This is a genomic window from Moraxella canis (assembly GCF_002014965.1).
In the GTDB taxonomy this organism is placed as follows: domain Bacteria; phylum Pseudomonadota; class Gammaproteobacteria; order Pseudomonadales; family Moraxellaceae; genus Moraxella; species Moraxella canis.
Window position 1 is genome coordinate 1 of the sequence record NZ_MUXT01000014.1, and the last position, 22,483, is coordinate 22,483.

Below are 22,483 nucleotides of genomic sequence, written 5' to 3' on the forward strand. Positions count from 1 at the left end.
ATTTTAAATTAACAATGCCAAAATTATTAGTTGTGAAGCAGTAAAATCATTCATTTTTATATTGAATAAATTCCACTTTTAATGCAGAATAAAAGTTCATTATTTGACCTTTGATAACCCTATGAATTTTGTCGATGTTGAACCCACCTTAGAAAACTATTGGCGAGCGATTATTTTATTTGGCAAAAATACCGCTTCTTACAAATTTGCCCTTGCCAAAAGCCTGATTGATGTGAGCCTTGAGCGAAAATCGGATTTAATCACCCTTGATGATTTAGCCCTGCCGTATGCCTTGCACCTTACCGAACACCTTAAACACAGCCCCAAGCAATCCACTGCCAAAACCAGTCAATTTATCCAAGCTTGCCAAGATTACAACGAAGGCAAAATTGATGAAGATAGGCTAGTTCAAATTACCAAAAAAGAAGGTTTTAAATACGTTTTAGATGCCTTTCATGTCGTCAATACCAAAGCCATTCAAGAACGATTTTATGATGTGGTGAATGAAGAGTTTTTTATTGATGAGCGTAAATTTAACAAAGGTATACGCTTGACGGATAACCTATTTAAACTTTTCTATGTCTATGATAATTCAGCCAAAGATTTAAATCAAGAAACCGAATCCCGTTGGAATCTTGTTGAAAAAGCGTGGGAATTGAACATCAATAAAAATCTAATTGCAGTCGAATTTGACCAAGAAACAAAACAGCTTTTTGCTCATGATACCAAACATCGCCGAACCAATATTACCACGTCTCGTGGGGCGTTAAATGGCTATCAAAAAAGCCGTTGTTTTTACTGTTTTAAAGAAATTAGTATCAGTTCCGCCGATGAGTTACTGGCAGACGTGGACCACTTTTTCCCACATTTATTAAAGCCTGAAGTCGCCAATGCGGGTTGCTGTCGCCCTGTCAATATGGATGGGGTTTGGAATCTCGTTCTTTCATGCTCAGAATGTAATCGTGGTGAAAGTGGAAAATTTGCTCAAGTGCCAAGTATTGAACTGTTAAATAGGCTACATACTCGCAATGAATATCTTATCGGTAGTTATCATCCCTTACGAGAAACGCTAATCATGCAAACAGGCTCAAATGAGCGTGACCGCAAATACTTTTTGGATAAATCCTATCGCTTTTCCAAAGAACGTTTAATCCACAGTTGGCAACCCAAAGCACAAGGTATAAGCAGTTTTTAAATGGCGACGTTAGATTTTTATCAGACCCATGCTAAAGATTTTTTTAACCAGACTATCAATGTCGATATGCAAAATGTCTATCAGCCTTTTTTAGAAAATTTGCCAAGTGGTAAACAAATTATTTCGGACGTAGGCTGTGGCTCTGGGCGAGATAGCGTATTTTTTGCTAAACAAGGCTTTCAAGTCATGGCGATAGATGGCTCACAAAATCTGATTGAGTTAGCCAAGCAAAATCATCCCACTATTGATTGGCAATGTTTAGCTTTTAATGAGATAAAAAATCAAAACTGGCATAACAAGTTTACAGGCATTTGGGCGTGTGCGTCGTTGCTTCATGTGCCTTTTGATGAGCTACCTAATATTTTAAATGACTTGTTAGAGACGTTAAAACCGAATGGTATTCTCTATGCTTCATTTAAATATGGCGATAGCGAACGGGAAAAAGATGGGCGTTTTTTTTGTGATATGAATGAAAGTCGTTGGCAATTAGTGGAAAGTGAATTGCCAAATATGAAAACTTTAAAAATTTGGCAGACGGTTGATAATCGAAAAGATAGGCAAGAAGTTTGGTTTAATATTTTGTTAGGAAATTAATTTTATTTTCTTAAAAATCAATTTAAAGTCAATAAAAATCAATTCCAAAAGATTTAGAGAGTTTTTTTAGATAATATTCAAAAGAAAATACTTATGAGTTGGTTAGAACACGAATTATCTTTGAATAATACACCCGATATTATCAAGCCAGTTTATATTGGAATTGATTTTGGTACATCAACAACTGTGGTAAGTCGTGCCTATATCAATGGTAAAAAGTAGATATTGAACCTTTGAAATTGAATCAACCTGAACAATATGGTGGTGTATCCAGGCATTATTTGGCAAATAGTGTTTTGGCATGGAAAGATAAAAAAAATGGAGCTGTACTAGATTAGCCTAAATCCCACACCATCTTCTCAATACTTTAAGCTGATTAGAGGGTGTACCATAGTTAAAACGACACTCACATTCTTTGATAAAAAGATGAAAGTGTTTCTTGTCAATGCCATTGTACTTTCTTAAAACACGCTTGGCTTGCGACCAAAAGTTTTCAATGCCGTTGATGTGATTGTGGTCTTTTGCAAATTCTTTGGAATGGTTAATTCTAACATGCTTAAAATCACTGACATCAAGAGCATTGTCACTACGATAGCTATCAGTATAGACAATGCTGTCAGGCTTGATTTTGCTTGTGATGATAGGCATGAGTGTGTTAGTCTTGGTGTCTTTAACCACAACCACAAAGACTTTACCGTTGCGTTTTAAAAGACCGAAAACAGCTGTTTTACCACCAGCTCTGCGACCACGCTTGCCTTTGCCAATGCCACCAAAATAGCTTTCATCAAGCTTTATTTCGCCATCAAACAATTCTTTAGCCTTAAGATTAAGATGGTATTCCATCACAAGTCTGATTTTATGGTAGAATAAAGCTGCTGCATTATGCTGAATACCAAGCAAATCAGCTGCCGAACGAGCAGTCACTTCAAGTACAAAAAAAAATTCAAGCATCCTTTTTTTGTACTTTTTTACTGAGTTTACAATGGGTTATCTTCATAAAACTAGTATAACATGAGAGTTATTCTAGTACAGACCCTTAATAATTATCATCGCATGAAGATTTTTTAAGGTATATCTTGACAAGCTGAGTAATTTGTAAATAATATGAACATATTTATCAATAACAGATTATGATGAAAAATTACGTTATCAGTTTAACGACAGCATCAGAAAGACGAGATCATATCATCCGCGAGTTCGGCAAGCAGGGTGTGGATTTTGAATTTTTTGATGCAGTGACGCCAGAACAGGTTGACAACTTAGCTGAAAGATATAATATCAATGTCGGCTCGTGTGAATTAACCAAAGGTGAATTAGCCTGTCTATTCAGCCATTTATCCTTATGGCATAAAGCTTTAGGCGAGAACATGGATTATATCGCCATTTTTGAAGACGATGTATATTTGGGGAATAACTCTCATTTATACCTTGGTGATGCAAAATGGATACCAAAAAACATAGACACAGTTAAACTTGAGTTCTTTCAAGAATTGGTTGATATGGATTTCACTGGTCTTAAACTACCAGGAAATAGAAAGCTAAGAAAAATAAATTCAGTTCATTTGGGTGCAGCCGGGTACATCCTAAATACGCATTCAATTAATAAATTTTTAAATATAATCAAAAGTTATCAGCAAATCATCCCTATTGACCATGTCTTATTTGATTCTCATTTAAAAGAAATAGATGTATTCCAAATGCATCCTGCCATCGTTGTGCAAAGCGACCGGGTGAACACTGCTGGAAATAATAATATTAATGTTTTTAAAAGCCAGTTAGAAGCGGATCGTAGGATTAGGATTAATAATTCGCAAATATCAGAAAATATACTTAAAAACGAACTACCATATACTCGTTACAAGCGTAAAATAATTAGAGAAATCCATAGAATCATTGCTCAAGTTACTACTTTGACTAACACTGTATATAGGCATTTTTTTTCAAAGTCAAAATTTAGATAATTATTTGCGGTTTATTGTATAGATTTTTAGAGAGGCTTATGATTAGCAAACTCACCTTCGGCCTATTCTCCGAAAAAGATACCGCAAGTTTTATGCGGCTTATGACTTATATCAAGCCATATAAAGCACGCATTTTGTTTGCCTTGCTCGCTATTGTTGGGGTTGCCCTCAGCGAAAGTTATTTGGCGGCATTTATTGCCCCACTTGTCAATCAAGGCTTTGCAGCTGCCGATCCTGCAAACATCCCCATGCTGACAGGAGATGGACTAGGCGCGAAGCTAAAGTATTACGCCCAAAGCTTTCAGCATATGATTTGGGGCACAGAAAATAAAGTTTGGATTGTTCCGCTGTTTTTTATGGGTTTGGTGATCTTTCGTGGGATTTGCCGCTTCATCAGCGCTTATTTGATGGCATGGGTAGCCACCACTGCCATCGGTCATCTTCGCCGAGATATGTTTGATAAAATGCTGTCATTTTCATCAGCGCACCACCAAACCATGCCCTCAGGCGAGATGCTGATGAATATGGTGCAGATGGCCGAAAACTCCATCAGTAATGCCAGTAATGTATTTATCGTTTTAACACGCGATACTTTAATTGTGATTGGCTTGGTGTGCGTGCTGTTTTATCTCAATTGGCAGCTTGCATTGTTTATCATGATTATGTTTCCAGTACTGTCCGCCCTGTCGCGCTACTATCGTAATCGACTTAAAGACATTATCGATAACGCTCAAAAAAGTATCGGTTCATTAAATAATGTTGTCAATGAAACCCATCAAGGTCACCGCGTGGTTAAACTGTTTGGTGGTCAGGCGCAATCTTCTGCCAAATTCTCTGAAGTCAATAATATCATCGTGCGACTTGGCAAAAAAATCAGCCAAGCCAACGCAGCCCGTTCCCCCATCAGTGAAGTGGTTGGTTCCACAGCATTGGCCGGTGTGATATTTTTTGCCCTATGGCAAAGTCAGCAAGGACTGACCACCATTGGTGAATTTATGGCGTTCATCGTAGCGATGATGCAGATGTTTGGACCCATTAAAAACCTTGCCAATATCAGCATCCCGATGCAGACGATGTTTTTGGCAGCTGACTCAGTATGCGCCTTTTTGGATACCAAGCCTGAAGATGATCAAGGCACGATCGAGCTGAGTAATGTCAAAGGCTACATTCATTTTAATCATGTCAGCGTGCAATATGACAATGAAACAACCAAAGCACTCGATGATTTTAATCTTGATATCTGTCCTGGCGAAAAAATCGCTTTTGTCGGGCGGTCGGGATCGGGTAAAACCACTGCGATCAACCTACTGCCGCGCTTTATCAATCCCATTGAGGGTGAGATTTTATTAGATAATATTAATATTCAAGAAGTAAAGCTTGCCAATCTAAGAAGCCAGTTCGCCTTAGTTTCTCAAGAGATATTTTTATTTGATGATACCTTATTTGAAAATGTGCGTTACTCACGCCCAAATGCTACCGAAGCAGAAGTTATGGCAGCTTTAGAAGCCGCCAATCTTACTGAGCTGGTCACCAAGCATCCAAAAGGATTGCATCAGCCGATCGGCGCCAATGGCAGTTTGCTATCAGGAGGTCAACGCCAACGCGTGTCGATTGCGCGCGCCATTTTAAAAGATGCGCCAATTCTGCTGCTAGATGAAGCTACCAGCGCTCTTGATAATGAGTCTGAGCGCCTTGTACAGCAAGCACTTGAGCGTCTGATGTCAGGTCGTACCAGCATCATTGTGGCTCACCGCTTAAGCACGATTGAACAAGCCGACCGTATCATCGTCATGGACGGCGGAAAAATCATTGAAGAAGGCTCTCACACAGAACTTTTGGCAAAAGATGGGTATTATGCGATGCTGCATAATTCATCTTCGATCACAGAATCTTAAGCACTCACTTAAAACCCAAAGCCAAGCGTTTATTCAATTTTAATAAGCGCTTGGCTTTATTTATTATCCAATCAAACAGGCATAACCAATCTTTCGCTATCTAAACCCACCCTAATACCACCCACCTCTAAGTGTCATGATTTTTTCACAGTCATCAGCTATAGTAAAAACTGGGCGTTATAGCACTCTTGGCTTGACTTTGACCGTTGTAACTTTGCAAATTTGCAAAATTATCTTTGAATTTTCGCCCTTATCATTTGCTGACTGCTGATTTATACTATATCCAATGAATGATTAAATTTTTTGGAGTTTTTATGAAATCTGTATATCACGCAGCTGACAGTCGCGGTACCGCTAATCATGGCTGGCTAAAAAGCCGTCACACATTTAGTTTTGGTCATTATTATGACCCAAAACGCATGGGATTTGGGGCGCTACTGGTCATCAATGATGATCAAGTCATTGGCGGTCAAGGCTTTGGCACGCATCCGCATCGCGACATGGAGATTATCTCCATCCCTTTGAGTGGCGATTTGGCGCACAAAGACAGTATGGGAAATGGCAGCATTATTAAAAATGGCGACATCCAAGTCATGTCGGCAGGTACAGGCGTCACTCACAGCGAAATGAACGCCAATGCTGATCAGATTGTCAAATTTTTACAAATTTGGGTTCAGCCTAATAAAGCTGGCGTTACCCCACGCTATCAGCAAATCAGTCTGGCTGACCTGATTGGCAAAAATGAATTCGGTCAAGTCTTATCGCCCAATGCTGATGATGCAGGCGTTTGGATTCATCAAGATGCTTGGTTCCATCTTGGTCATTTTGACGCTGGCAACTCAAGCGAATATACGCTCAAAAATTCTGATAACGGTGTCTATGTCTTTGTGATTAAAGGTAAAATCCGTGTTAATGACACCATTTTAGATGAGCGGGATGGCTTGGGCGTGTGGGAAATAGATACACTGAATGTACAAGCTGATACGGATGCTGAAGTGTTGCTGATTGAAGTGCCTATGAGCTGATCTTCGATCTTGGATGATCGCAGAATGCCAATCCATCAGAATGAAAGCTTAACCCATTCATCACGATAGTTTTACTCACAATTTAACCAATCATCCATAATAGGAGCATGGATATGATTACAAAAGACGATTTTCGCATTCATAATGAGTCATTTGATTTGACCAATCCGATGAATTCTTTGAGAATCTTGGCAGGTGCAGGCTTTATCCCACATGCTTTTGGTAAATTTGCCAATGGCGGGATCAATCCAGCAACTTTGGGATTTTTTGAAGCGGCAGGATATGCACCAGCCTCATTATGGATTATTTTTGCGGCGATCGCCGAAATTGTGGTAGGCGTGATGTTGGTTTTGGGCATTGCCACACGATTTAGCGCCTTCATTGCTGCTGCTATTTTGGTCTTTGCGCTAGGATCTTTGATTGTTGTGGCGGGGTTTGGTTGGTTTTGGAATACCGGCGGGATTGAATATCTGGTGTTCTGGATTTTGGTGTGTTTATTAGTTTGTCAGTATGAATTTATAAAACACAAAACCCATTTTAGCAGATAATCCATAAAAGCCTGCCGATACCACCGATATCAGCAAGCTTTTTTAATAACAAGTCACCTACAGAGCAGCGCTTGTATCTTAAGTGAATTTTGCTAGAATAGGATTGGCATAGGTATGCGCGCTGGCTATCCCATTTGACTGATCGGCGGCCAGTTTAACGATTAAAATTTAAAATGACTTTAAAATGACGAAGGACATGATATGACTGACTATCAAGTAATCGATAATAAAGAGCTGTCTCGATTTGAAATCCATAAAGATGGACATGTGGCATTTGAAAATTACCGCTTATTTGATGGCGGCATTGCTTATACTTATACCGAAGTGCCAGAAGCGCTTGGCGGTCAGGGCATTGCTGCATATTTGGTAAAACACATTTTAGATGACGCAGCAGCCAAGGGCTTAAAGGTGGATCCTGTTTGCCCTTATGTGCGCAAGTACATTGACAAGCACCCTGAATATCAAGCAAATACAGTCAATTACAGCGCACCAAGCGAATAAATGAGCACAATGATAAATTTCAAGGAGAAATAAATGAGTGTTGATAAATACAATGCAGAGACCAAAGATGTTGGGGGCATTCCTGTTGCTCGCTTATTGCCGCAGCCACAGCGCAAGACCATTGGCGCTTGGTGCTTTTTGGATCATGCAGGCTCTGATGAGCTTGAGTTTAGCGCAGAAGAAGACGGCTTGCAGGTTGGTTTACATCCACATATCAACTTGCAAACATTTACTTGGATGTTGGCGGGCGAGGTTTGGCATCAAGATAGCCTAGGTCATCGTCAGCTGATCCGCCCAAAACAAGTCAATCTCATGACCGCAGGCACAGGCAGCCATCGCGGGATCAGCCATACCGAGCAAACCCCAGAAGGCGTCAAAGACCTGCACGCAGTTCAGCTTTGGATCGCCCTGCCGATGGATCAAGAGATTGAACCAAATTTTGAGCATTATCCAGACCTGCCAACTTGGTCAAAAGATGGTATCGACTACATTTTGACCACCGGCAGCTACCACGGTCATACCGCGCCTACCACCCAATACAGCCCTTTGGTTGGCGTTGATATGCGTTTTAATCAGGCGACCGAGTTTGATATTGAAGAACAAGAAGGTTTTGAGTATGGTTTCTTGATCATCAAAGGCGAGCTTACCATCAATGGTCAAGTGTACCAACAAGATGAGTTGGTCGTGCTGTCTGAGTGCGCGAGTGCGGATGGCTCTTTGTCCATGTCGGCTGCTGACGATACCCATGTGATGCTCGTTGGTGGTGAGCCGCTGCCACATCCGACGGTGATTTGGTGGAACTTTGTCAGCAAAGACATCGAAAGCTTACAAGAAGCTGTGGATGATTGGAATAATCATCACGAGCGCTTTGGTGATATTAACTTAGAAGGCTCTAAGCTGCGTCGCTTGGTAGCGCCAGATGTTCCAGACACACTGAGTGTGCCAGATCATCGTTGATAAGATAGATGTTTAATAAAAATGGCAATACGCCCTGTATTGCCATTTTTGCATTTATAACTTGACAACTTCTTCGGCTTGCAATCCTTTATCACCTGTTGTTACGACAAATTCTACCGCTTGACCTTCTTTAAGTGAGCGATAGCCTTCCCCTTGAATCGCACGAAAATGCACAAAAACATCTTCGCCAGTCTCGCGTTGAATGAAACCAAACCCCTTGGCATCATTAAACCACTTTACAACACCTTGCTCTTTAGACATAACAAATTTCCTTGAGTGCTCAATCGACAGACGAGCCATTAAGTACCAGTGGGTCTGATAATTTGAGCAATCATCAAACCTGCCAAAAATCACAAATGATTTTGAAATTTCATCTTAACATTATTTGGGACAATAACAAATACTTAGCCCCTTAAAATCTTATAAATGTTGAACATTTATTTTTAAAATAGTGAAATATTGTGTCTCAAAATCTTATATTCAAACCATTTGCCAAGATTTCTTAAATTGGTTACAATAATTTTTTGTCAAATATATTTAGCCTTATGAGCATCCAAACTACCAAAAAAATCGCTTTGATTAATGGACCTAATTTACACCTGTTAGGCATTCGAGAACCTGATATCTATGGCTCAGTCACTTTGACGGATATCATCAATGACTTGACATCCCAAGCTGCATCGCATGGTATTGAGCTGATCGCCTATCAATCGAATCATGAAGGCGCGATTGTCGATTTTATCGGTGAGCAGGGGCTATTATCATCCGATCCTGTTGATGGTGTTATCATCAATCCAGGGGCGTATACGCACACTTCTGTGGCGATTCGTGATGCTCTATCAGCCATGGATAAGCCATTTATTGAAGTGCATTTATCAAACATTCATGCGCGCGAGCCGTTTCGTAGCCACTCTTATTTGTCCGATAAAGCGGTTGGGGTGATCTGTGGCTTAGGTGATATGGGCTACAAGATGGCAATGGATTGGTTTATCAAGCATCTTAAATAGTCAATTTAGCAGGATTTATTTTTAGGTCATATACAGAAGGACGATCATGACAACGACAACACAAAAACTCATCGCTCAAAACGATCAATACGGCACCAAAAACTATCTGCCACTGCCAATCGTGGTCAGTCAGGCATCTGGGATTTGGGTGGAAGACCCTGAAGGGAATCGCTATATGGATATGCTAAGCGCTTATTCTGCGGTCAATCAAGGGCATTGCCACCCACGCATTATCCAAACACTTAAGCATCAAGCTGACAAAGTGACCTTAACCAGCCGAGCTTTTCATAATGATCAGCTGGCACCATGGAGTGAGAAAATTTGTCAGCTTGCTGGTAAAGATCGGGTTTTGCCGATGAATACAGGCGCTGAAGCAGTTGAAACTGCCATCAAAACCGCTCGCCGGTGGGGATATGACATCAAAGGGGTAGCTGATAATCAAGCCGAGATCATTGCCTGCGTGGGCAATTTTCATGGTCGCACCATGGGCGCGGTATCGCTGTCATCCGATCCTGAATATAAGCGCGGCTTTGGTCCGATGTTAGGCGGTATTAAGTTGGTGCCTTATGGCGATATTGAGGCATTATCAGCTGCCATCACCCCAAATACCGTGGCATTTATCATGGAGCCTATCCAAGGCGAGGCAGGGATTAATATTCCCAAAAAAGGCTTTATGAAACAAGCTTTTGAGCTTTGTAAGGCTAATCAAGTGCTATTCATTGCCGATGAGATTCAAGCAGGACTTGGTCGTACGGGCAAACTATTTGCGTGTGAGCATGAAGATGTCACACCAGACATGTATATTCTTGGTAAAGCTTTGGGCGGCGGCGTTTTTCCGATCTCATGCGTGTTGGCAAATGATGAAATCTTGGGCGTCTTTGAGCCAGGCTCGCACGGCTCAACCTTTGGCGGTAATCCGCTCGCCTGCGCTGTCTCCATCACCGCATTAGATGTCTTGATAGAAGAAGGCTTGATTGAAAATTCTGCCACATTGGGCGAATACTTTTTAGAAGAACTACAAAAAATCAATCACAGCAGTATCAAACAGGTGCGTGGACGAGGATTATTTATTGGCATGGAGCTCAATGAACCTGCTCGCCCCTACTGCGAAAGACTCAAAGAGTTGGGGCTTTTATGCAAAGAGACGCATTACACCGTGATTCGGTTTGCACCACCACTGATCATTACCAAAGATGAAATTGACCTAGCTCTTCAAAAGATCCGTCAGGTGTTTGGGTAAGGTTTAATGCCGTCAAATAAATAGCCTGATGCTAAGATCAGGCTATGAATGATTACACTAATGGGTTGATCACAGGGATTTTATACGGCTTGTCTTTTTGCTCTGTTTTTTGGTCATTGTCAGAGGCGTCGTCTTCTTTATCAAATTTTGGATTAAAGTTTTGTACCAAAGGATTGATTGGCAAGCCCATCTTATCAAGCTCATCAGTCACCCCTGATTGGATGTTGTCTCCCTCAAACAGGCGCTCATCATCATTACGATCTAGCGTCAAGCTCTCAAAGTCAAATAATTCACGATCAGCAAGCTGACTTGGAGCGACATTTTGAAGCGCCTTAAACATACTTGCCAAGCGCTTTGGATGAGCATTATCCCACTCACGCAGCATCTCATTGATCATGGCGCGCTGAAGATTTTCTTGAGAGCCGCACAGATTACAAGGAATGATGGGGAATTTTTTATAATTGGCGTATTTGATGATATCTTTTTCGGCGACATACGCCAGTGGGCGAATGAGTATGTTTTGCTTATCATCCGACAACAGCTTGGGTGGCATGGCTTTTAGGCTGCCTCCATGAAACAAGTTCAAAAAGAAAGTTGCCAAAATGTCATCTCGGTGATGCCCAAGCGCTACTTTAGTGGCGCCAATTTGCTTAGCAAAACCATAAAGCGAGCCGCGGCGTAAGCGTGAGCAAGCCGAACAGTAAGTTTTTCCTTCGGGGACGACGGATTTTACGATACTGTAGGTATCTTTTTCTAAGATATAATAAGGAATCCCCTGCTCAGACAAATAACGCGGTAAGACTTCCTCAGGAAATCCAGGCTGTTTTTGATCAAGATTGACCGCCACCACCTCAAAATGAATCGGTGCGATGCGTTTTAAGAATAGCAAAATATCAAGCAAGGTAAAGCTGTCTTTACCGCCTGAAATACACACCATGACGACATCGCCATCTTCAATCATCTTAAAGTCACGAATCGCCCAAGAGACTTCTTTTCTTAGCTTCTTTTGTAATTTTTTAAATCGGCTAGATTTTATGCCATCATCAAATTCATGACGCTCATCATCTGACGGCGACTCATCATCATCTGCCATATCAACGGACTTGCCCATGAGCACATCGGCGATGTGCTGCTCATCGGTGGTTTGTGTTTGAGGATATTCAATGTGCGAATTTGTCATAATCTGCTCTGTTTTTAGCTTTTTTTCTTAATTTTATATCGTTTTTCGCCTTGCGGACTGGCTTCAGCAAGTTTATCAGTGAGGCGCTGAGCTAAATTTTCATCTGCCAATTTTGGATTGACATAAACGCGCTTGATGCTTGGCTGATTTGTCGCTTGATTTGGCTTATGATCGCTGTCATTAAAGCGGCGAGAGTCAGGCGCCGATCGCTTCGCTCGATGATCAAAATTATTAAAACGATCCGCATGCGATTTTTTGCCATCTTTACCAGGCTTGTGATTGGGTTTTTTGTCAGTGGTTTGATTAAATTTTTTGGCAAAGCGCTTGGGCTGATCGAAGCTTTTGGGCGTTTTAGGCTGTGGTTTTTGATCCACGGCATCATCGAGGAACACTGCCTCAGATTTGACCGCATTTTTATGGCGGATCTCATAACTGCGATGGATGGGTTTTTTAAGATCAAAATCAAATCCAATGGTTTCATGAGTGATGTCTTTGACATCGTATCGCGCCATTAAGCTTTCATCAAATTCAAAACGCATATAATTATTACTAAAGTATAAAACGCCATCCGCGGTCAGTCGGTTCATCGCGCGATTGATCAATGCGACATGATCTCTTTGGACATCAAAGGTACCTTTGAATTTTTTGGAATTTGAGAAAGTCGGTGGATCAATAAAGATCACGTCGTATTGCTCAGTATGTCCTTTAATCCATTCAAAAACATCGTGCGCAATGAATTGATACTTCTCACCATCTTCTGTCATGGCATCAAGCACAAGTCCATTTAGGGCAAAATTTTGTTTCCCCCAATCCAAATAATTGGCAGACAAATCAACACTGGTCACCGATTTTGCGCCTGACAATGCGGCATGAACCGAAGCCGTACAAGTGTATGAAAATAAATTTAAGACACGCTTGGCGCGGCTAGCGGCGCCGACTTTGGCACGCATATTACGGTGGTCAATAAACAGCCCTGTATCCAAGTACTCCGTAAAATTAACATAAAAATAAGCATCAAGCTCACGCATCACCCACATCTTTCTGCGTTTGGCGGCGTTATCGTTTTTGGTATACTGCTCATTACCTGACTGCTTGGCGCGCGTCTTAATAAAAATGGATTCACGCGGCACACCAAACACTTCTCGAACGGCTTGCAAAACTAGATTAAAGCGAGCTTTGGCGACATCGGCAGGAATTTGTTTGGGTGGTGCATATTCTTGAACATGGATCTTATCGCCATAGACATCAATCGCGACATTGAAATTTGGCAAGTCAGCATCATAGACGCGCAGATTGGTCACGCCTACTTTGATGGCTTGTTTTTTAAGATTGGATAAATTCTTTTGTAGACGATTAATAAAATCTTGAGCCTCTGGATGGGTGATTTCTTGTTTTTGCCACTCAAAAATCAAGGCAGATGACTCAGACAAATTCAGCTCGCCATGACGAAAATACACCGTCAAAGCACCATTATGGCAACGCAAGGTTTGAGGCTCTATGATCGGCAAAGTGTCCGCATGCTCAATATGACTTGCCAAGACTGCCATCGTCGCATCAATCGCCTGTCCTGTATTGGCAGCAACTGATCGCATGCCAGCTGCAACATGCAGCCCAAGTCCGTGATACAAAGGCTTAATAAAATCCGTATCCCCCAATCGCTCTCCATAAGGCGGATTGGTGATGATCAGCGGCTTTGAGCAAGTCAATGTAGATAAAAGCTTAGGTAGCTGATATAAAGCACGCTGAGCCAACGTGACTTGGTCGAGAATGGGGCTGAGTCCTGCTGCCATCAGATTCTTATGGCAAGCCTGCACCGCGTAGGCGTCAGCATCGCAGGCGATCACGGTCAAAGGCTTAGCCTGCATTTGAGCCAAGCGCGCATGGAATCTTTGTGTCGCATCTGACACCATCTCATCCCACATCTCATCATCGTGATGCTGCCAACAATAAAATCCAAATTCATCAGCCGACTTTTCTAGACCGACAGGATAATCAGCACGCATCAATAAAGCTTCGGTGATAAAAGTGCCTGAGCCACACATCGGATCGATGATCGTATCATAAGTTCCTTCATGCCAACCACATTCGTACAGCAGTGCAGCCGCTAAGTTTTCTTTGAGCGGCGCTGCAGTATTGGCAACGCGGTAGCCTCGGCGATGCAAACTGGTGCCCGATAAATCCAAAAAAATCTCAGCAAATTTGTGGTTAGCTGCCGCAAAAATCTGAAAATCAGGCTGCTTGGCATCGACATCAGGTCGCGCACCAAAGGCACGATTAAAGACGTCAGCAATGGCATCTTTGATACGCAAAGTGGCAAATTGCTGATTAACCGACAAGCGTTTATCGGTTGATAAGCGAATCGCAAAACGATGCTCAAGCCCAAATAAATCTGTCCAATCAATACGACTGGCAAATTGGTACAATGCCTCAGGCACATCCTCATCCAATACCTCAACAGACTGGCTAGGTGCAGTTTGCGATAATTTTTGTTTAAAATGGTATTCACCAAGCGGCAACAAAACACGGCTAGCCACTCGGCTATACAGACAAATATGGTATAGCTTTGCCAAATCCGTAATGACTGCCACACGCCCTGCTCGCAGCACATCGCTTGACAAGCCAAAACTGCCCAGCTCAATTTGTAAGGCAGCTTCAAGACCATCGGCACACGTCACAACGATGGTGAACTCATTTACGTCAAAGTTTTTGAGATCGGCAAAATAAGAGGGTTTGTGCTGAGTCATAAGAGTCCAAATTTGGGTTTTAAAGAACAGAGTATTATAGCATAAACCATGATAAGAATTTAAAAAATATGAACCGCCCAGTGTGTCAGGTGGTTCATGGTCCTCAATGCCTAACTTTTTTGTTCCTCATCATCAAATTTCAGACGCTGTACTTGATCGCCATCTTCGGTCATGATCAGCCTCATATATGGGAATGGTACTTCAATGCCTGCTTCATCAAGTGCTCGCTTGATTTTTTCATTAATATTTTCTTTAATAATCGGGATTCGAGCGACAGACAGCGGCGCCACCCAAAAACGCACTATCAAATGAATGCCCGACTCACCAATGTCTGATACGGTCGCAAGCGGCGCAGGATGTTTCAAGACTACTTCATCTTTTTGAAGGGTCTTGATGATCGCGCTTCTGGCTGCTGTGATATCCGCATGCAAGCCAATGCGGGTTTTGACATCAAAGCGGATCATTTTTTTGGACGTTAAATTCACCACCTCAGATGAGGCAACCGTCGAGTTTGGAATGATGATAATGATATTATCGCGGTCAAGGATTTGGGTGGCGCGTAAGGAGATTTTGACCACGCGTCCTTCTTTTTCACCCAAACGAATCCAATCGCCAACTTGAAACGACTGCTCAACCAAAATCACAATTCCAGCGATAAAGTTTGCAAGGGTGCTTTGAGATGCCCAACCAACAGCAAGACCAGCGATACCCAGACCTGCCACAATGGAAAATATATCGAAGCCAAATTTTGCCATGACTGTGGCAAAAGCAAGCGCCAATATGATGACCAGCAATAAGTTTTTTAAGAGCTGCTCAATGGAGGCGTTTAAATCATAATGCTTTAACACACTGCTGACCATTTGACCGCTTAGCGCCCAAAGCACATAATAAAACCCCGCCCATGTCGCTGCTTTGGCTGTGGCTGTCACAGTATTGTCGGTAACGCCAATTTGCGACATCACGGCAAGCAAACTGGTCATAAACCACAAATACCGCAAAGTTGCGCGTGCGATGCGTGCATAGCGATAAGGCAGACCAAATAACTTGCGCACGGTTTTGACGGTATAAACCAAAAACCAATAGATAAACCCCACCAGCAAAAGCAAAATGATGATTTTGAGACTGGTGCTTAATATTGACAAGCCGATGTGCGCCAAAGTCAGCGTCTGATCATCCAATGACCCGCCGAACAGTTGGTAGATATTTTGATACAGCTCTTGTAGTGTTCTTTCAAAGAACTCAGCAATCTTAGGCTTTGTCATCGAATACATGGGCTTAAAAAATTAAAAATAAGCATAAAACCCCTAAGGCAGATACCTTAAGGGTTTTATCATCAATCACAATTAAGGCTTATTGTTTTCATCCGCTAAGAAGAACCAAGTATCTAGCACCGAATCTGGATTCAAAGATACCGAGTCAATGCCTTGCTCCATCAGCCAATAGGCCAAATCAGAATGGTCTGACGGACCTTGACCACAGATACCGACATATTTACCAGCTTTATTACAAGCTTGGATCGCTAAGCTTAGCATTTTTTTGACTGCTGGATCACGCTCATCAAACAAATGAGATACGATGCCTGAATCACGGTCAAGACCAAGCGTCAGCTGAGTTAGGTCATTTGAGCCGATTGAAAATCCATCAAAATATTCTAAGAATTCGTCAGCCAGTACAGCGTTGGTTGGCAGCTCGCACATCATGATGATTTCAAGACCGTTATCACCGCGCTTTAAGCCATTTTTCTCAAGTAATTCAATGACTTGTCTTGCTTCTTCAGTGGTGCGCACAAATGGGATCATGATCTTAACATTGGTCAAGCCCATGTCATCACGCACATATTTTAGCGCACGGCACTCAAGCTCAAAGCAGTCGCGGAAATTATCCGATACATAACGGCTCGCACCGCGGAAACCAAGCATGGGGTTTTCTTCAGAAGGCTCGTACAGCTTACCGCCGATCAAGTTGGCATATTCGTTCGATTTAAAGTCACTCATACGCACAATGACAGGCTTATCACGGAATGCCACCGCCAAAGTTGAGATGCCTTCAATCAATTTATTGATGTAAAATTCAACAGGAGAATTATAACCCGCCATACGCTCTTGAACAGCTTGTACGGTCTCTTGTGGTAGCGTGTCAATATTTAACAAAGCTTTAGGGTGCACGCCAATCATGCGGTTAATAATAAACTCAAGTCGAGCCAAGCCCACGCCTTGGTTCGGAATCTGTGCAAAATCAAAAGCACGGTCAGGATTGCCCACATTCATCATGATCTTAAAGGCAAGTTCAGGCATGGTGCTGATTGAGTTGCGCTGCACTTCATAATCCAAAAGACCTTCATAGATAAAACCAGTATCCCCTTCTGCACAAGATACGGTGACTTCTTGACCATCGGTGAGCACTTCGGTGGCATTACCCGAACCGACGATGGCAGGCACGCCCAATTCACGCGCGATGATCGCTGCGTGGCAGGTACGACCGCCACGGTTTGTGATGATCGCTGAAGCACGCTTCATCACAGGTTCCCAATCAGGATCAGTCATGTCAGAGACCAAGACGTCACCATCTTGAACCTTGCTCATTTCATTTAAATTGGTGACGATACGCACTTTACCGCTACCGACGCGCTGACCAATCGAGCGCCCTTCCGTCAGAACTTTGGCACCTTTTGAGTCGATCACATAGCGCTCCATGTGATTTTTGTCTTGGCGAGATTTAACCGTTTCTGGTCGTGCCTGTACGATAAAGATTTCACCGCTATCGCCATCTTTTGCCCATTCGATATCCATTGGGCAGCCGTAGTGCTTTTCAATGATCATGGCTTGTTTTGCCAAGCGGGTTAGCTCTTCGCTGCTCAAAGCAAATTGATTGCGCTCAGCTTTATCGACATCAACGATTTTGGTAGACTTGGTGGTGCTACCTTCATCACCATAAATCATTTTCTTTTGTTTTGAGCCCAAATTACGGCGTACAACCGCGGGGCGATTTTGTTCGATCAAAACTTTTGACAAGTAAAATTCATCAGGATTGACCGCACCTTGGACGACCATCTCACCCAAACCATAGCTTGCTGTAATGAATACCACTTCATTAAAGCCTGACTCGGTATCTAGCGTAAACATCACGCCAGAGGTGCCCGTCTCTGAACGCACCATACGCTGAATGCCAGCTGACAGCGCAACGCCTGCATGTTCAAAGCCTTTGTGCACGCGATAAGCGATGGCACGGTCATTATACAATGAAGCAAAGACTTCCTTAATGGCGATCAGCACATTATCAATACCGCGAATGTTCAAGAAAGTCTCTTGCTGACCTGCAAATGAGGCATCTGGCAAATCTTCAGCAGTTGCCGATGAACGTACAGCGACGGCGATATCTTCACCTTTTGACAATTCTGCAAAAGCAGTACGAATTTCATCTTCTAAATCTTTTGGCAGTTCTTGTTCGATGACCCAACCGCGAATTTTGGCGCCTGTTTGGGTTAATAAATCGACATCATCAACATCCAAACCTTTGAGTTCGGCATTAATCTTATCAAGCAAACCTGTTTCATTCAAAAAGCGATTAAATGCCTCTGCCGTGGTCGCAAAACCATTAGGTACATTCACACCCAAGTTACCCAAATGGCTGATCATCTCGCCCAATGAGGCGTTTTTACCACCGACGATTTCAACGTCATTTTTACCAAGTTGATTAAAGGCAATGACTTGCTTGTTCATAGTTAGCTCCGATTGGTGAACAAAAACTTTGGCACAGATGATTCCAATTCCTTTTTTTACTCGTCAAAGAAATGATGCCAAAGGCTTTGAGATATTTTTAGCGATTATAGCGACAAATGTTGCAATTCTCAATCAATTTATCTATTTATTCATAATAAAAATATACCCATAAATTATAAAAATGTAAACCCTAAAAATTCTGCACATCCTCTGGGAAGTTCGCTTGTCCATCGCGTGCAAAATGGCTTTTTTATGCTATAATGACAAAACACTTGTTTTGGTCAAATAATGAAGCACAGACATGTACGTCCACACTCCCACACCTGCTCAACAAGAAAAACAGTCAAACATCCGAAGCGCTTTTTTTATTTCTGATGGCACAGCGATCACCGCCGAAACCCTAGGAAAATCACTGCTAAGTCAGTTTAGCGATGTGGAATTTGACATTCAGGTCATCCCTTATGTTGATACGCCTTTATTAGCCTGTGAAGCAGTTCAGCGTATTAATAAAGCTTATGAATCCAGTGGTCTGCGTCCGTTGGTCTTTGACACAATTGTCTCAGATGAGATTCGTGAAATTATTAATGCTGCCGATGCGCACAATTTGGACATCTATGAAGGTTTGATCAATCGTATCGCCACCGAAATCAATCATAAGCCCAATCCGCACGCTGGCATGGCGCACAGCAGCGTTGATTCAGATGATTATAAAGCGCGCATTGATGCGGTGCATTTTGCTTTAGATAATGATGACGGCGCTCGTACCAATCACTATGACGGCGCCGATATTATTTTGATTGGATTATCCCGCTCAGGCAAGACGCCCACTTCTTTATATTTGGCGCTTCAATATGGCATCCGTGCCGCCAACTACCCTCTAACCGAAGAAGACTTGGACACCAGTCAGTTGCCAAGAGCTTTAAAGCCATATCACCACAAACTTTTTGGTTTAACCATCGACACAGAGCGCCTCGTACGCATCCGTCAAGAGCGCAAAGCTGGTAGCCGCTACGCAAGCTTGGCTCAATGTCAAGAAGAGCAAAGAGCCATTCAAGCCATTTATAGTAGCCAAAAAATCCCTAATCTGAATGTCTCTGAGATGTCTGTTGAAGAGATTGCCACCCGCATTTTACAAATTACGGGTCTAAAGCGGCGCATTGGTGTTTAAGAATCATTGATTAATAGTATCGAGCAAAATTATGTCAAAAAAACTTCCGATCATGTTATTGATCATCTCAGCTGGCTTAGCAGCATGTCAGACCATGCCGCCAAAACCCGCCCCTTATCAGGCGCCACAGATCGTCACTGCTAATAGTCAAATTCTTGAAGTGCTGCCACTGCGTACATCTTGTGACTCATCATCACCCATGCAGTGCTTAATGGTCAAGCCTGCAGGCAGTGCTGACAGCGACACTTTTGGCATTGGGTTTAATGCCATCAAAGGCTTTGAGCCAAAACTGGGCGTTCGCTATAAGATTCGCGTCAGCCAAGAATTTGAAAAGAGCACCAACTCACCGACAGGCACTTGGCAATTAGAAGAAATTTTATCCCAAACGATCAATTAAAAAGCTCTATTAGAACAATTATTAAGGATTAGTTATGTCAAAAAAACCTAAAACCACCCAAGATGCTGACCCAGTTGCTTTACTCGAAGCCCCTACCCAAACAAAAAAATCTCAAACTTTTGAGCATGTTGAGCACGATCACATCCATCCTAGTCTCATCAGCCCCTTAGATGGTCAGCGCGTCGGTCTAAATCGCCCTCATAAAAACAAAATCAAGCACAATTATGAATACGATGCCATCGTGCTTGGCGCAGGTCCTGCTGGTGAAGCGGCGGCGATGAAACTTGCCAAATCTGGGCATCGCGTTGCAGTGATTGATCCGCGTGATCAAGTTGGGGGTAATTGCGCGCACGTAGGCACGATCCCAAGTAAGGCGCTGCGTCAGTCTGTCTTCAATATCATTAACTTTCGCCGCGACCCTTTGTTTAAGCAAACCAAAGACAGTTATCAAGTCCCACTAAGCAAAGTATTAAGCCGCGCGCGTGAAGTCATTCGCCATCAGGTCAATACGCACAAGCTGTTTTATGAGCGTAACCAAATTCAAGTCATCCATGGTTGGGGAAGTTTTGTTGATGCGCACACATTAGAAGTGTACACCAGTGATCACGAACCGACCAAGACCATTACTTTTAATCAGGCGGTGATCGCAGTTGGCTCGCGCCCCTATCGCCCTGATATTTTGGATTTTAATCATCCGCGTGTCTTTGACTCAGACAAAATTCTACAAATGGACTATGTGGCACGCAAAATCATCATCTATGGCGCTGGCGTCATTGGCTGTGAGTATGCTTCTATTTTTACAGGCTTGGGCTATGTGGTTGATTTGATTAATAATAAAGAGCAGCTTTTAAGCTACTTAGACGAAGAAATCTCCGATGCGCTTAGTCATGACTTTCGACAATTTGGCGTACGCATTCGCAACCACGAAGAAATTGATCACCTTGAGACACACGACGACTGCGTAGTATTACATCTAAAAAGCGGTAAAAAAATCAAATCTGATGCCATCTTATGGTGTAATGGTCGCTCGGGCAATACCGACAGCTTAAACCTAGAGGCCGTTGGACTCACCGCTAATAGCCGCGGTCAGCTTGAAGTGGACAAAACTTACCGCACCAGCGTACCACATATTTATGCCGTTGGTGATGTGATTGGCTGGCCATCTTTGGCTTCAGCAGCCTACGATCAAGGGCGTAACGCTGCAGGATTTATGGTGGGTGATGAGGATGCTGAATTTGTCAATAGTGTTCCGACCGGCATTTATACCATTCCTGAAATTTCTAGTATCGGTAAGACTGAAGCTGAGCTGACGGCAGAAAAAATTCCTTATGAGGTCGGACAGGCATTCTTTAAGCACTTGGCGCGCTCGCAGATTATTGGCGAACGCTCAGGCGTTTTAAAGATTCTATTCCACCGCGAGACGCTTGAGCTACTTGGTATTCATTGTTATGGTAACCACGCTTCTGAGATCATTCACATCGGTCAGGCAGTGATGAAATGTGGTCATACGCTTGAGTATTTTATTAATACAACTTTCAACTATCCCACAATGGCAGAAGCCTATCGTGTCGCCGCTCTTAATGGGATGAACCGAATTTTTTAGCTTACTAATAAAATCAAAACAGCCGATGATAATGATCGGCTGTTTTTTTATTGGTGAATTAACATAAAAATACATTTTATTACCAATTGAAATGGTTGTTGATTTATTATAGAATAAAAATAACAATTTTTTAATAATCTAAACAGCTTAAAGGTAATACCATGGAGCGTAAAATCCTAGTAGCAGCCCTGCTGACAGGGGCAGCTTTACTGACCGCTTGTGATGATGTTGTCAAAGGCGTCGCCCGCGAAATATTAAAAGATGAAGCACCTCCCCCACAAACGGCGCAGCAGCCACAAGTGCAAGATCTTCAGCCTGTCATTCCTAATGGTCAGCAGCCTGTGCAGCAATACGATCAGTATGGGCAGCCAATCATAAATCAGCAGCAGATGCCCATGCAGCCCAATCAGATGCCTCAGACTCCTCAGACTCAAGATCCCAATGCCATGGCACAAGCGGCACCTTTGCCACCTAAGCCTGCACCAGCGCCACAAGTCAGCGAACGAGTTGTCCGTAAACGCGCCTATGTCCTGACACAGCATGGCAGCAATGTCATGGTTCGTAGTGCACCAAATCGCAACGCACGCAAAGTTGGCTATTTGTATGACGGCGAAGATATCTGGGTCGTTGGTGAAACAACCAACTGCCAAACCATTAATGGTCTATATGGCTGCTGGGTAAAAGTTGTAGATGCTGCTGGATTAACTGGGTATAGCTTTGGTGCTTATTTGCAGTATTAATTTTAAACC

19 protein-coding genes and 1 pseudogene are annotated in these 22,483 nt (G+C 42.7%); 14 read left to right on the forward strand and 6 right to left on the reverse strand.

The window, feature by feature from the left end; translation table 11 throughout:
- The first annotated feature begins 121 nt into the window (after positions 1-121).
- Together B0180_RS09745 and B0180_RS09750 are read left to right on the forward strand one after the other, a co-directional pair.
- Positions 122-1,195, forward strand: a complete 1,074-nt coding sequence (locus B0180_RS09745) for an HNH endonuclease family protein (RefSeq protein ID WP_078256731.1) — start codon at positions 122-124, stop codon at positions 1,193-1,195.
- On the forward strand, positions 1,196-1,789 hold the full coding sequence (locus tag B0180_RS09750) for a class I SAM-dependent methyltransferase (protein WP_078256732.1): 594 nt from the start codon (positions 1,196-1,198) through the stop codon (positions 1,787-1,789).
- Between the two features lie 339 nt (positions 1,790-2,128).
- Here the strand turns inward: B0180_RS09750 and B0180_RS09755 are convergent.
- Positions 2,129-2,786 (reverse strand): annotated as a pseudogene (locus B0180_RS09755) (IS1595 family transposase).
- Between the two features lie 136 nt (positions 2,787-2,922).
- Here B0180_RS09755 and B0180_RS09760 point away from each other — a divergent pair.
- The 6 genes from B0180_RS09760 to B0180_RS09785 all read left to right on the forward strand — a co-directional run bounded on the left by B0180_RS09760 (position 2,923) and on the right by B0180_RS09785 (position 8,676).
- Positions 2,923-3,750, forward strand: coding sequence for a glycosyltransferase family 25 protein (locus B0180_RS09760; protein WP_167366946.1), 828 nt, complete (start codon positions 2,923-2,925; stop codon positions 3,748-3,750).
- 38 nt (positions 3,751-3,788) lie between these two features.
- Positions 3,789-5,645 (forward strand): lipid A export permease/ATP-binding protein MsbA, encoded by a 1,857-nt coding sequence (msbA, locus tag B0180_RS09765; protein WP_078256734.1) that lies wholly within the window; start codon positions 3,789-3,791, stop codon positions 5,643-5,645.
- Between the two features lie 314 nt (positions 5,646-5,959).
- Positions 5,960-6,670 carry a pirin family protein gene (locus B0180_RS09770; protein WP_078256735.1) on the forward strand — a complete coding sequence of 237 codons (711 nt, stop codon included), beginning with the start codon at positions 5,960-5,962 and terminating at the stop codon, positions 6,668-6,670.
- 113 nt (positions 6,671-6,783) lie between these two features.
- A complete protein-coding gene (locus B0180_RS09775; RefSeq protein WP_204371695.1) occupies positions 6,784-7,218 on the forward strand; it encodes a DoxX family protein in 435 nt (144 codons plus the stop codon).
- A gap of 201 nt (positions 7,219-7,419) precedes the next feature.
- Positions 7,420-7,719 carry a GNAT family N-acetyltransferase gene (locus B0180_RS09780; protein WP_049237792.1) on the forward strand — a complete coding sequence of 100 codons (300 nt, stop codon included), beginning with the start codon at positions 7,420-7,422 and terminating at the stop codon, positions 7,717-7,719.
- 33 nt (positions 7,720-7,752) lie between these two features.
- Entirely contained in the window at positions 7,753-8,676 is a 924-nt protein-coding gene (locus tag B0180_RS09785; protein WP_078256736.1) for a pirin family protein, read from the forward strand.
- 54 nt (positions 8,677-8,730) lie between these two features.
- Here B0180_RS09785 and B0180_RS09790 read toward each other — a convergent pair whose 3' ends face one another.
- Positions 8,731-8,937 carry a cold-shock protein gene (locus B0180_RS09790; RefSeq protein WP_049237789.1) on the reverse strand — a complete coding sequence of 69 codons (207 nt, stop codon included), beginning with the start codon at positions 8,935-8,937 and terminating at the stop codon, positions 8,731-8,733.
- A 284-nt stretch (positions 8,938-9,221) separates the two neighbouring features.
- Here B0180_RS09790 and aroQ point away from each other — a divergent pair, with 284 nt between their 5' ends.
- Together aroQ and B0180_RS09800 are read left to right on the forward strand one after the other, a co-directional pair.
- The gene (gene aroQ / locus B0180_RS09795) at positions 9,222-9,683 is read left to right on the forward strand and encodes a type II 3-dehydroquinate dehydratase (RefSeq protein WP_078256737.1); all 462 of its coding nucleotides are present in this window, start codon (positions 9,222-9,224) and stop codon (positions 9,681-9,683) included.
- Positions 9,684-9,729: 46 nt separating this feature from the next.
- Positions 9,730-10,923, forward strand: coding sequence for an ornithine--oxo-acid transaminase (locus tag B0180_RS09800; protein ID WP_078256738.1), 1,194 nt, complete (start codon positions 9,730-9,732; stop codon positions 10,921-10,923).
- A gap of 52 nt (positions 10,924-10,975) precedes the next feature.
- Here B0180_RS09800 and ttcA read toward each other — a convergent pair whose 3' ends face one another.
- From ttcA to ppsA, 4 genes are all read right to left on the reverse strand, one after another.
- The gene (gene ttcA, locus B0180_RS09805; protein ID WP_233424975.1) at positions 10,976-12,016 is read right to left on the reverse strand and encodes a tRNA 2-thiocytidine(32) synthetase TtcA; all 1,041 of its coding nucleotides are present in this window, start codon (positions 12,014-12,016) and stop codon (positions 10,976-10,978) included.
- A gap of 101 nt (positions 12,017-12,117) precedes the next feature.
- A complete protein-coding gene (rlmKL, locus tag B0180_RS09810; protein WP_078256740.1) occupies positions 12,118-14,928 on the reverse strand; it encodes a bifunctional 23S rRNA (guanine(2069)-N(7))-methyltransferase RlmK/23S rRNA (guanine(2445)-N(2))-methyltransferase RlmL in 2,811 nt (936 codons plus the stop codon).
- A gap of 29 nt (positions 14,929-14,957) precedes the next feature.
- Positions 14,958-16,109, reverse strand: coding sequence for a mechanosensitive ion channel family protein (locus B0180_RS09815; RefSeq protein ID WP_078256760.1), 1,152 nt, complete (start codon positions 16,107-16,109; stop codon positions 14,958-14,960).
- 81 nt (positions 16,110-16,190) lie between these two features.
- On the reverse strand, positions 16,191-18,566 hold the full coding sequence (ppsA, locus tag B0180_RS09820) for a phosphoenolpyruvate synthase (protein WP_049237781.1): 2,376 nt from the start codon (positions 18,564-18,566) through the stop codon (positions 16,191-16,193).
- A 301-nt stretch (positions 18,567-18,867) separates the two neighbouring features.
- On the opposite strand from ppsA, the gene ppsR reads away from it, so the two are divergent.
- From ppsR to B0180_RS09840, 4 genes are all read left to right on the forward strand, one after another.
- Complete coding sequence (gene ppsR, locus B0180_RS09825; protein ID WP_049237780.1) at positions 18,868-19,734, forward strand: posphoenolpyruvate synthetase regulatory kinase/phosphorylase PpsR; 867 nt, start codon at positions 18,868-18,870, stop codon at positions 19,732-19,734.
- A 31-nt stretch (positions 19,735-19,765) separates the two neighbouring features.
- Entirely contained in the window at positions 19,766-20,131 is a 366-nt protein-coding gene (locus B0180_RS09830) for a DUF4377 domain-containing protein (RefSeq protein WP_078256741.1), read from the forward strand.
- 34 nt (positions 20,132-20,165) lie between these two features.
- A complete protein-coding gene (sthA, locus tag B0180_RS09835) occupies positions 20,166-21,734 on the forward strand; it encodes a Si-specific NAD(P)(+) transhydrogenase (protein WP_078256742.1) in 1,569 nt (522 codons plus the stop codon).
- 161 nt (positions 21,735-21,895) lie between these two features.
- Entirely contained in the window at positions 21,896-22,474 is a 579-nt protein-coding gene (locus B0180_RS09840; RefSeq protein ID WP_078256743.1) for an SH3 domain-containing protein, read from the forward strand.
- Positions 22,475-22,483: the final 9 nt, after the last annotated feature.

Excerpts from the sequence above, each read along its gene's own strand:
- B0180_RS09745 (WP_078256731.1), top strand. The coding sequence starts at position 122 with ATGAATTTTGTCGATGTTGAACCCACCTTAGAAAACTATTGGCGAGCG.
- B0180_RS09750 (WP_078256732.1), top strand. The coding sequence starts at position 1,196 with ATGGCGACGTTAGATTTTTATCAGACCCATGCTAAAGATTTTTTTAAC.
- B0180_RS09760 (WP_167366946.1), top strand. The coding sequence starts at position 2,923 with ATGAAAAATTACGTTATCAGTTTAACGACAGCATCAGAAAGACGAGAT.
- msbA (WP_078256734.1), top strand. The coding sequence starts at position 3,789 with ATGATTAGCAAACTCACCTTCGGCCTATTCTCCGAAAAAGATACCGCA.
- B0180_RS09770 (WP_078256735.1), top strand. The coding sequence starts at position 5,960 with ATGAAATCTGTATATCACGCAGCTGACAGTCGCGGTACCGCTAATCAT.
- B0180_RS09775 (WP_204371695.1), top strand. The coding sequence starts at position 6,784 with ATGATTACAAAAGACGATTTTCGCATTCATAATGAGTCATTTGATTTG.
- B0180_RS09780 (WP_049237792.1), top strand. The coding sequence starts at position 7,420 with ATGACTGACTATCAAGTAATCGATAATAAAGAGCTGTCTCGATTTGAA.
- B0180_RS09785 (WP_078256736.1), top strand. The coding sequence starts at position 7,753 with ATGAGTGTTGATAAATACAATGCAGAGACCAAAGATGTTGGGGGCATT.
- B0180_RS09790 (WP_049237789.1), bottom strand. The coding sequence starts at position 8,937 with ATGTCTAAAGAGCAAGGTGTTGTAAAGTGGTTTAATGATGCCAAGGGG.
- aroQ (WP_078256737.1), top strand. The coding sequence starts at position 9,222 with ATGAGCATCCAAACTACCAAAAAAATCGCTTTGATTAATGGACCTAAT.
- B0180_RS09800 (WP_078256738.1), top strand. The coding sequence starts at position 9,730 with ATGACAACGACAACACAAAAACTCATCGCTCAAAACGATCAATACGGC.
- ttcA (WP_233424975.1), bottom strand. The coding sequence starts at position 12,016 with ATGGCAGATGATGATGAGTCGCCGTCAGATGATGAGCGTCATGAATTT.
- B0180_RS09815 (WP_078256760.1), bottom strand. The coding sequence starts at position 16,109 with ATGACAAAGCCTAAGATTGCTGAGTTCTTTGAAAGAACACTACAAGAG.
- ppsA (WP_049237781.1), bottom strand. The coding sequence starts at position 18,566 with ATGAACAAGCAAGTCATTGCCTTTAATCAACTTGGTAAAAATGACGTT.
- ppsR (WP_049237780.1), top strand. The coding sequence starts at position 18,868 with ATGTACGTCCACACTCCCACACCTGCTCAACAAGAAAAACAGTCAAAC.
- B0180_RS09830 (WP_078256741.1), top strand. The coding sequence starts at position 19,766 with ATGTCAAAAAAACTTCCGATCATGTTATTGATCATCTCAGCTGGCTTA.
- sthA (WP_078256742.1), top strand. The coding sequence starts at position 20,166 with ATGTCAAAAAAACCTAAAACCACCCAAGATGCTGACCCAGTTGCTTTA.
- B0180_RS09840 (WP_078256743.1), top strand. The coding sequence starts at position 21,896 with ATGGAGCGTAAAATCCTAGTAGCAGCCCTGCTGACAGGGGCAGCTTTA.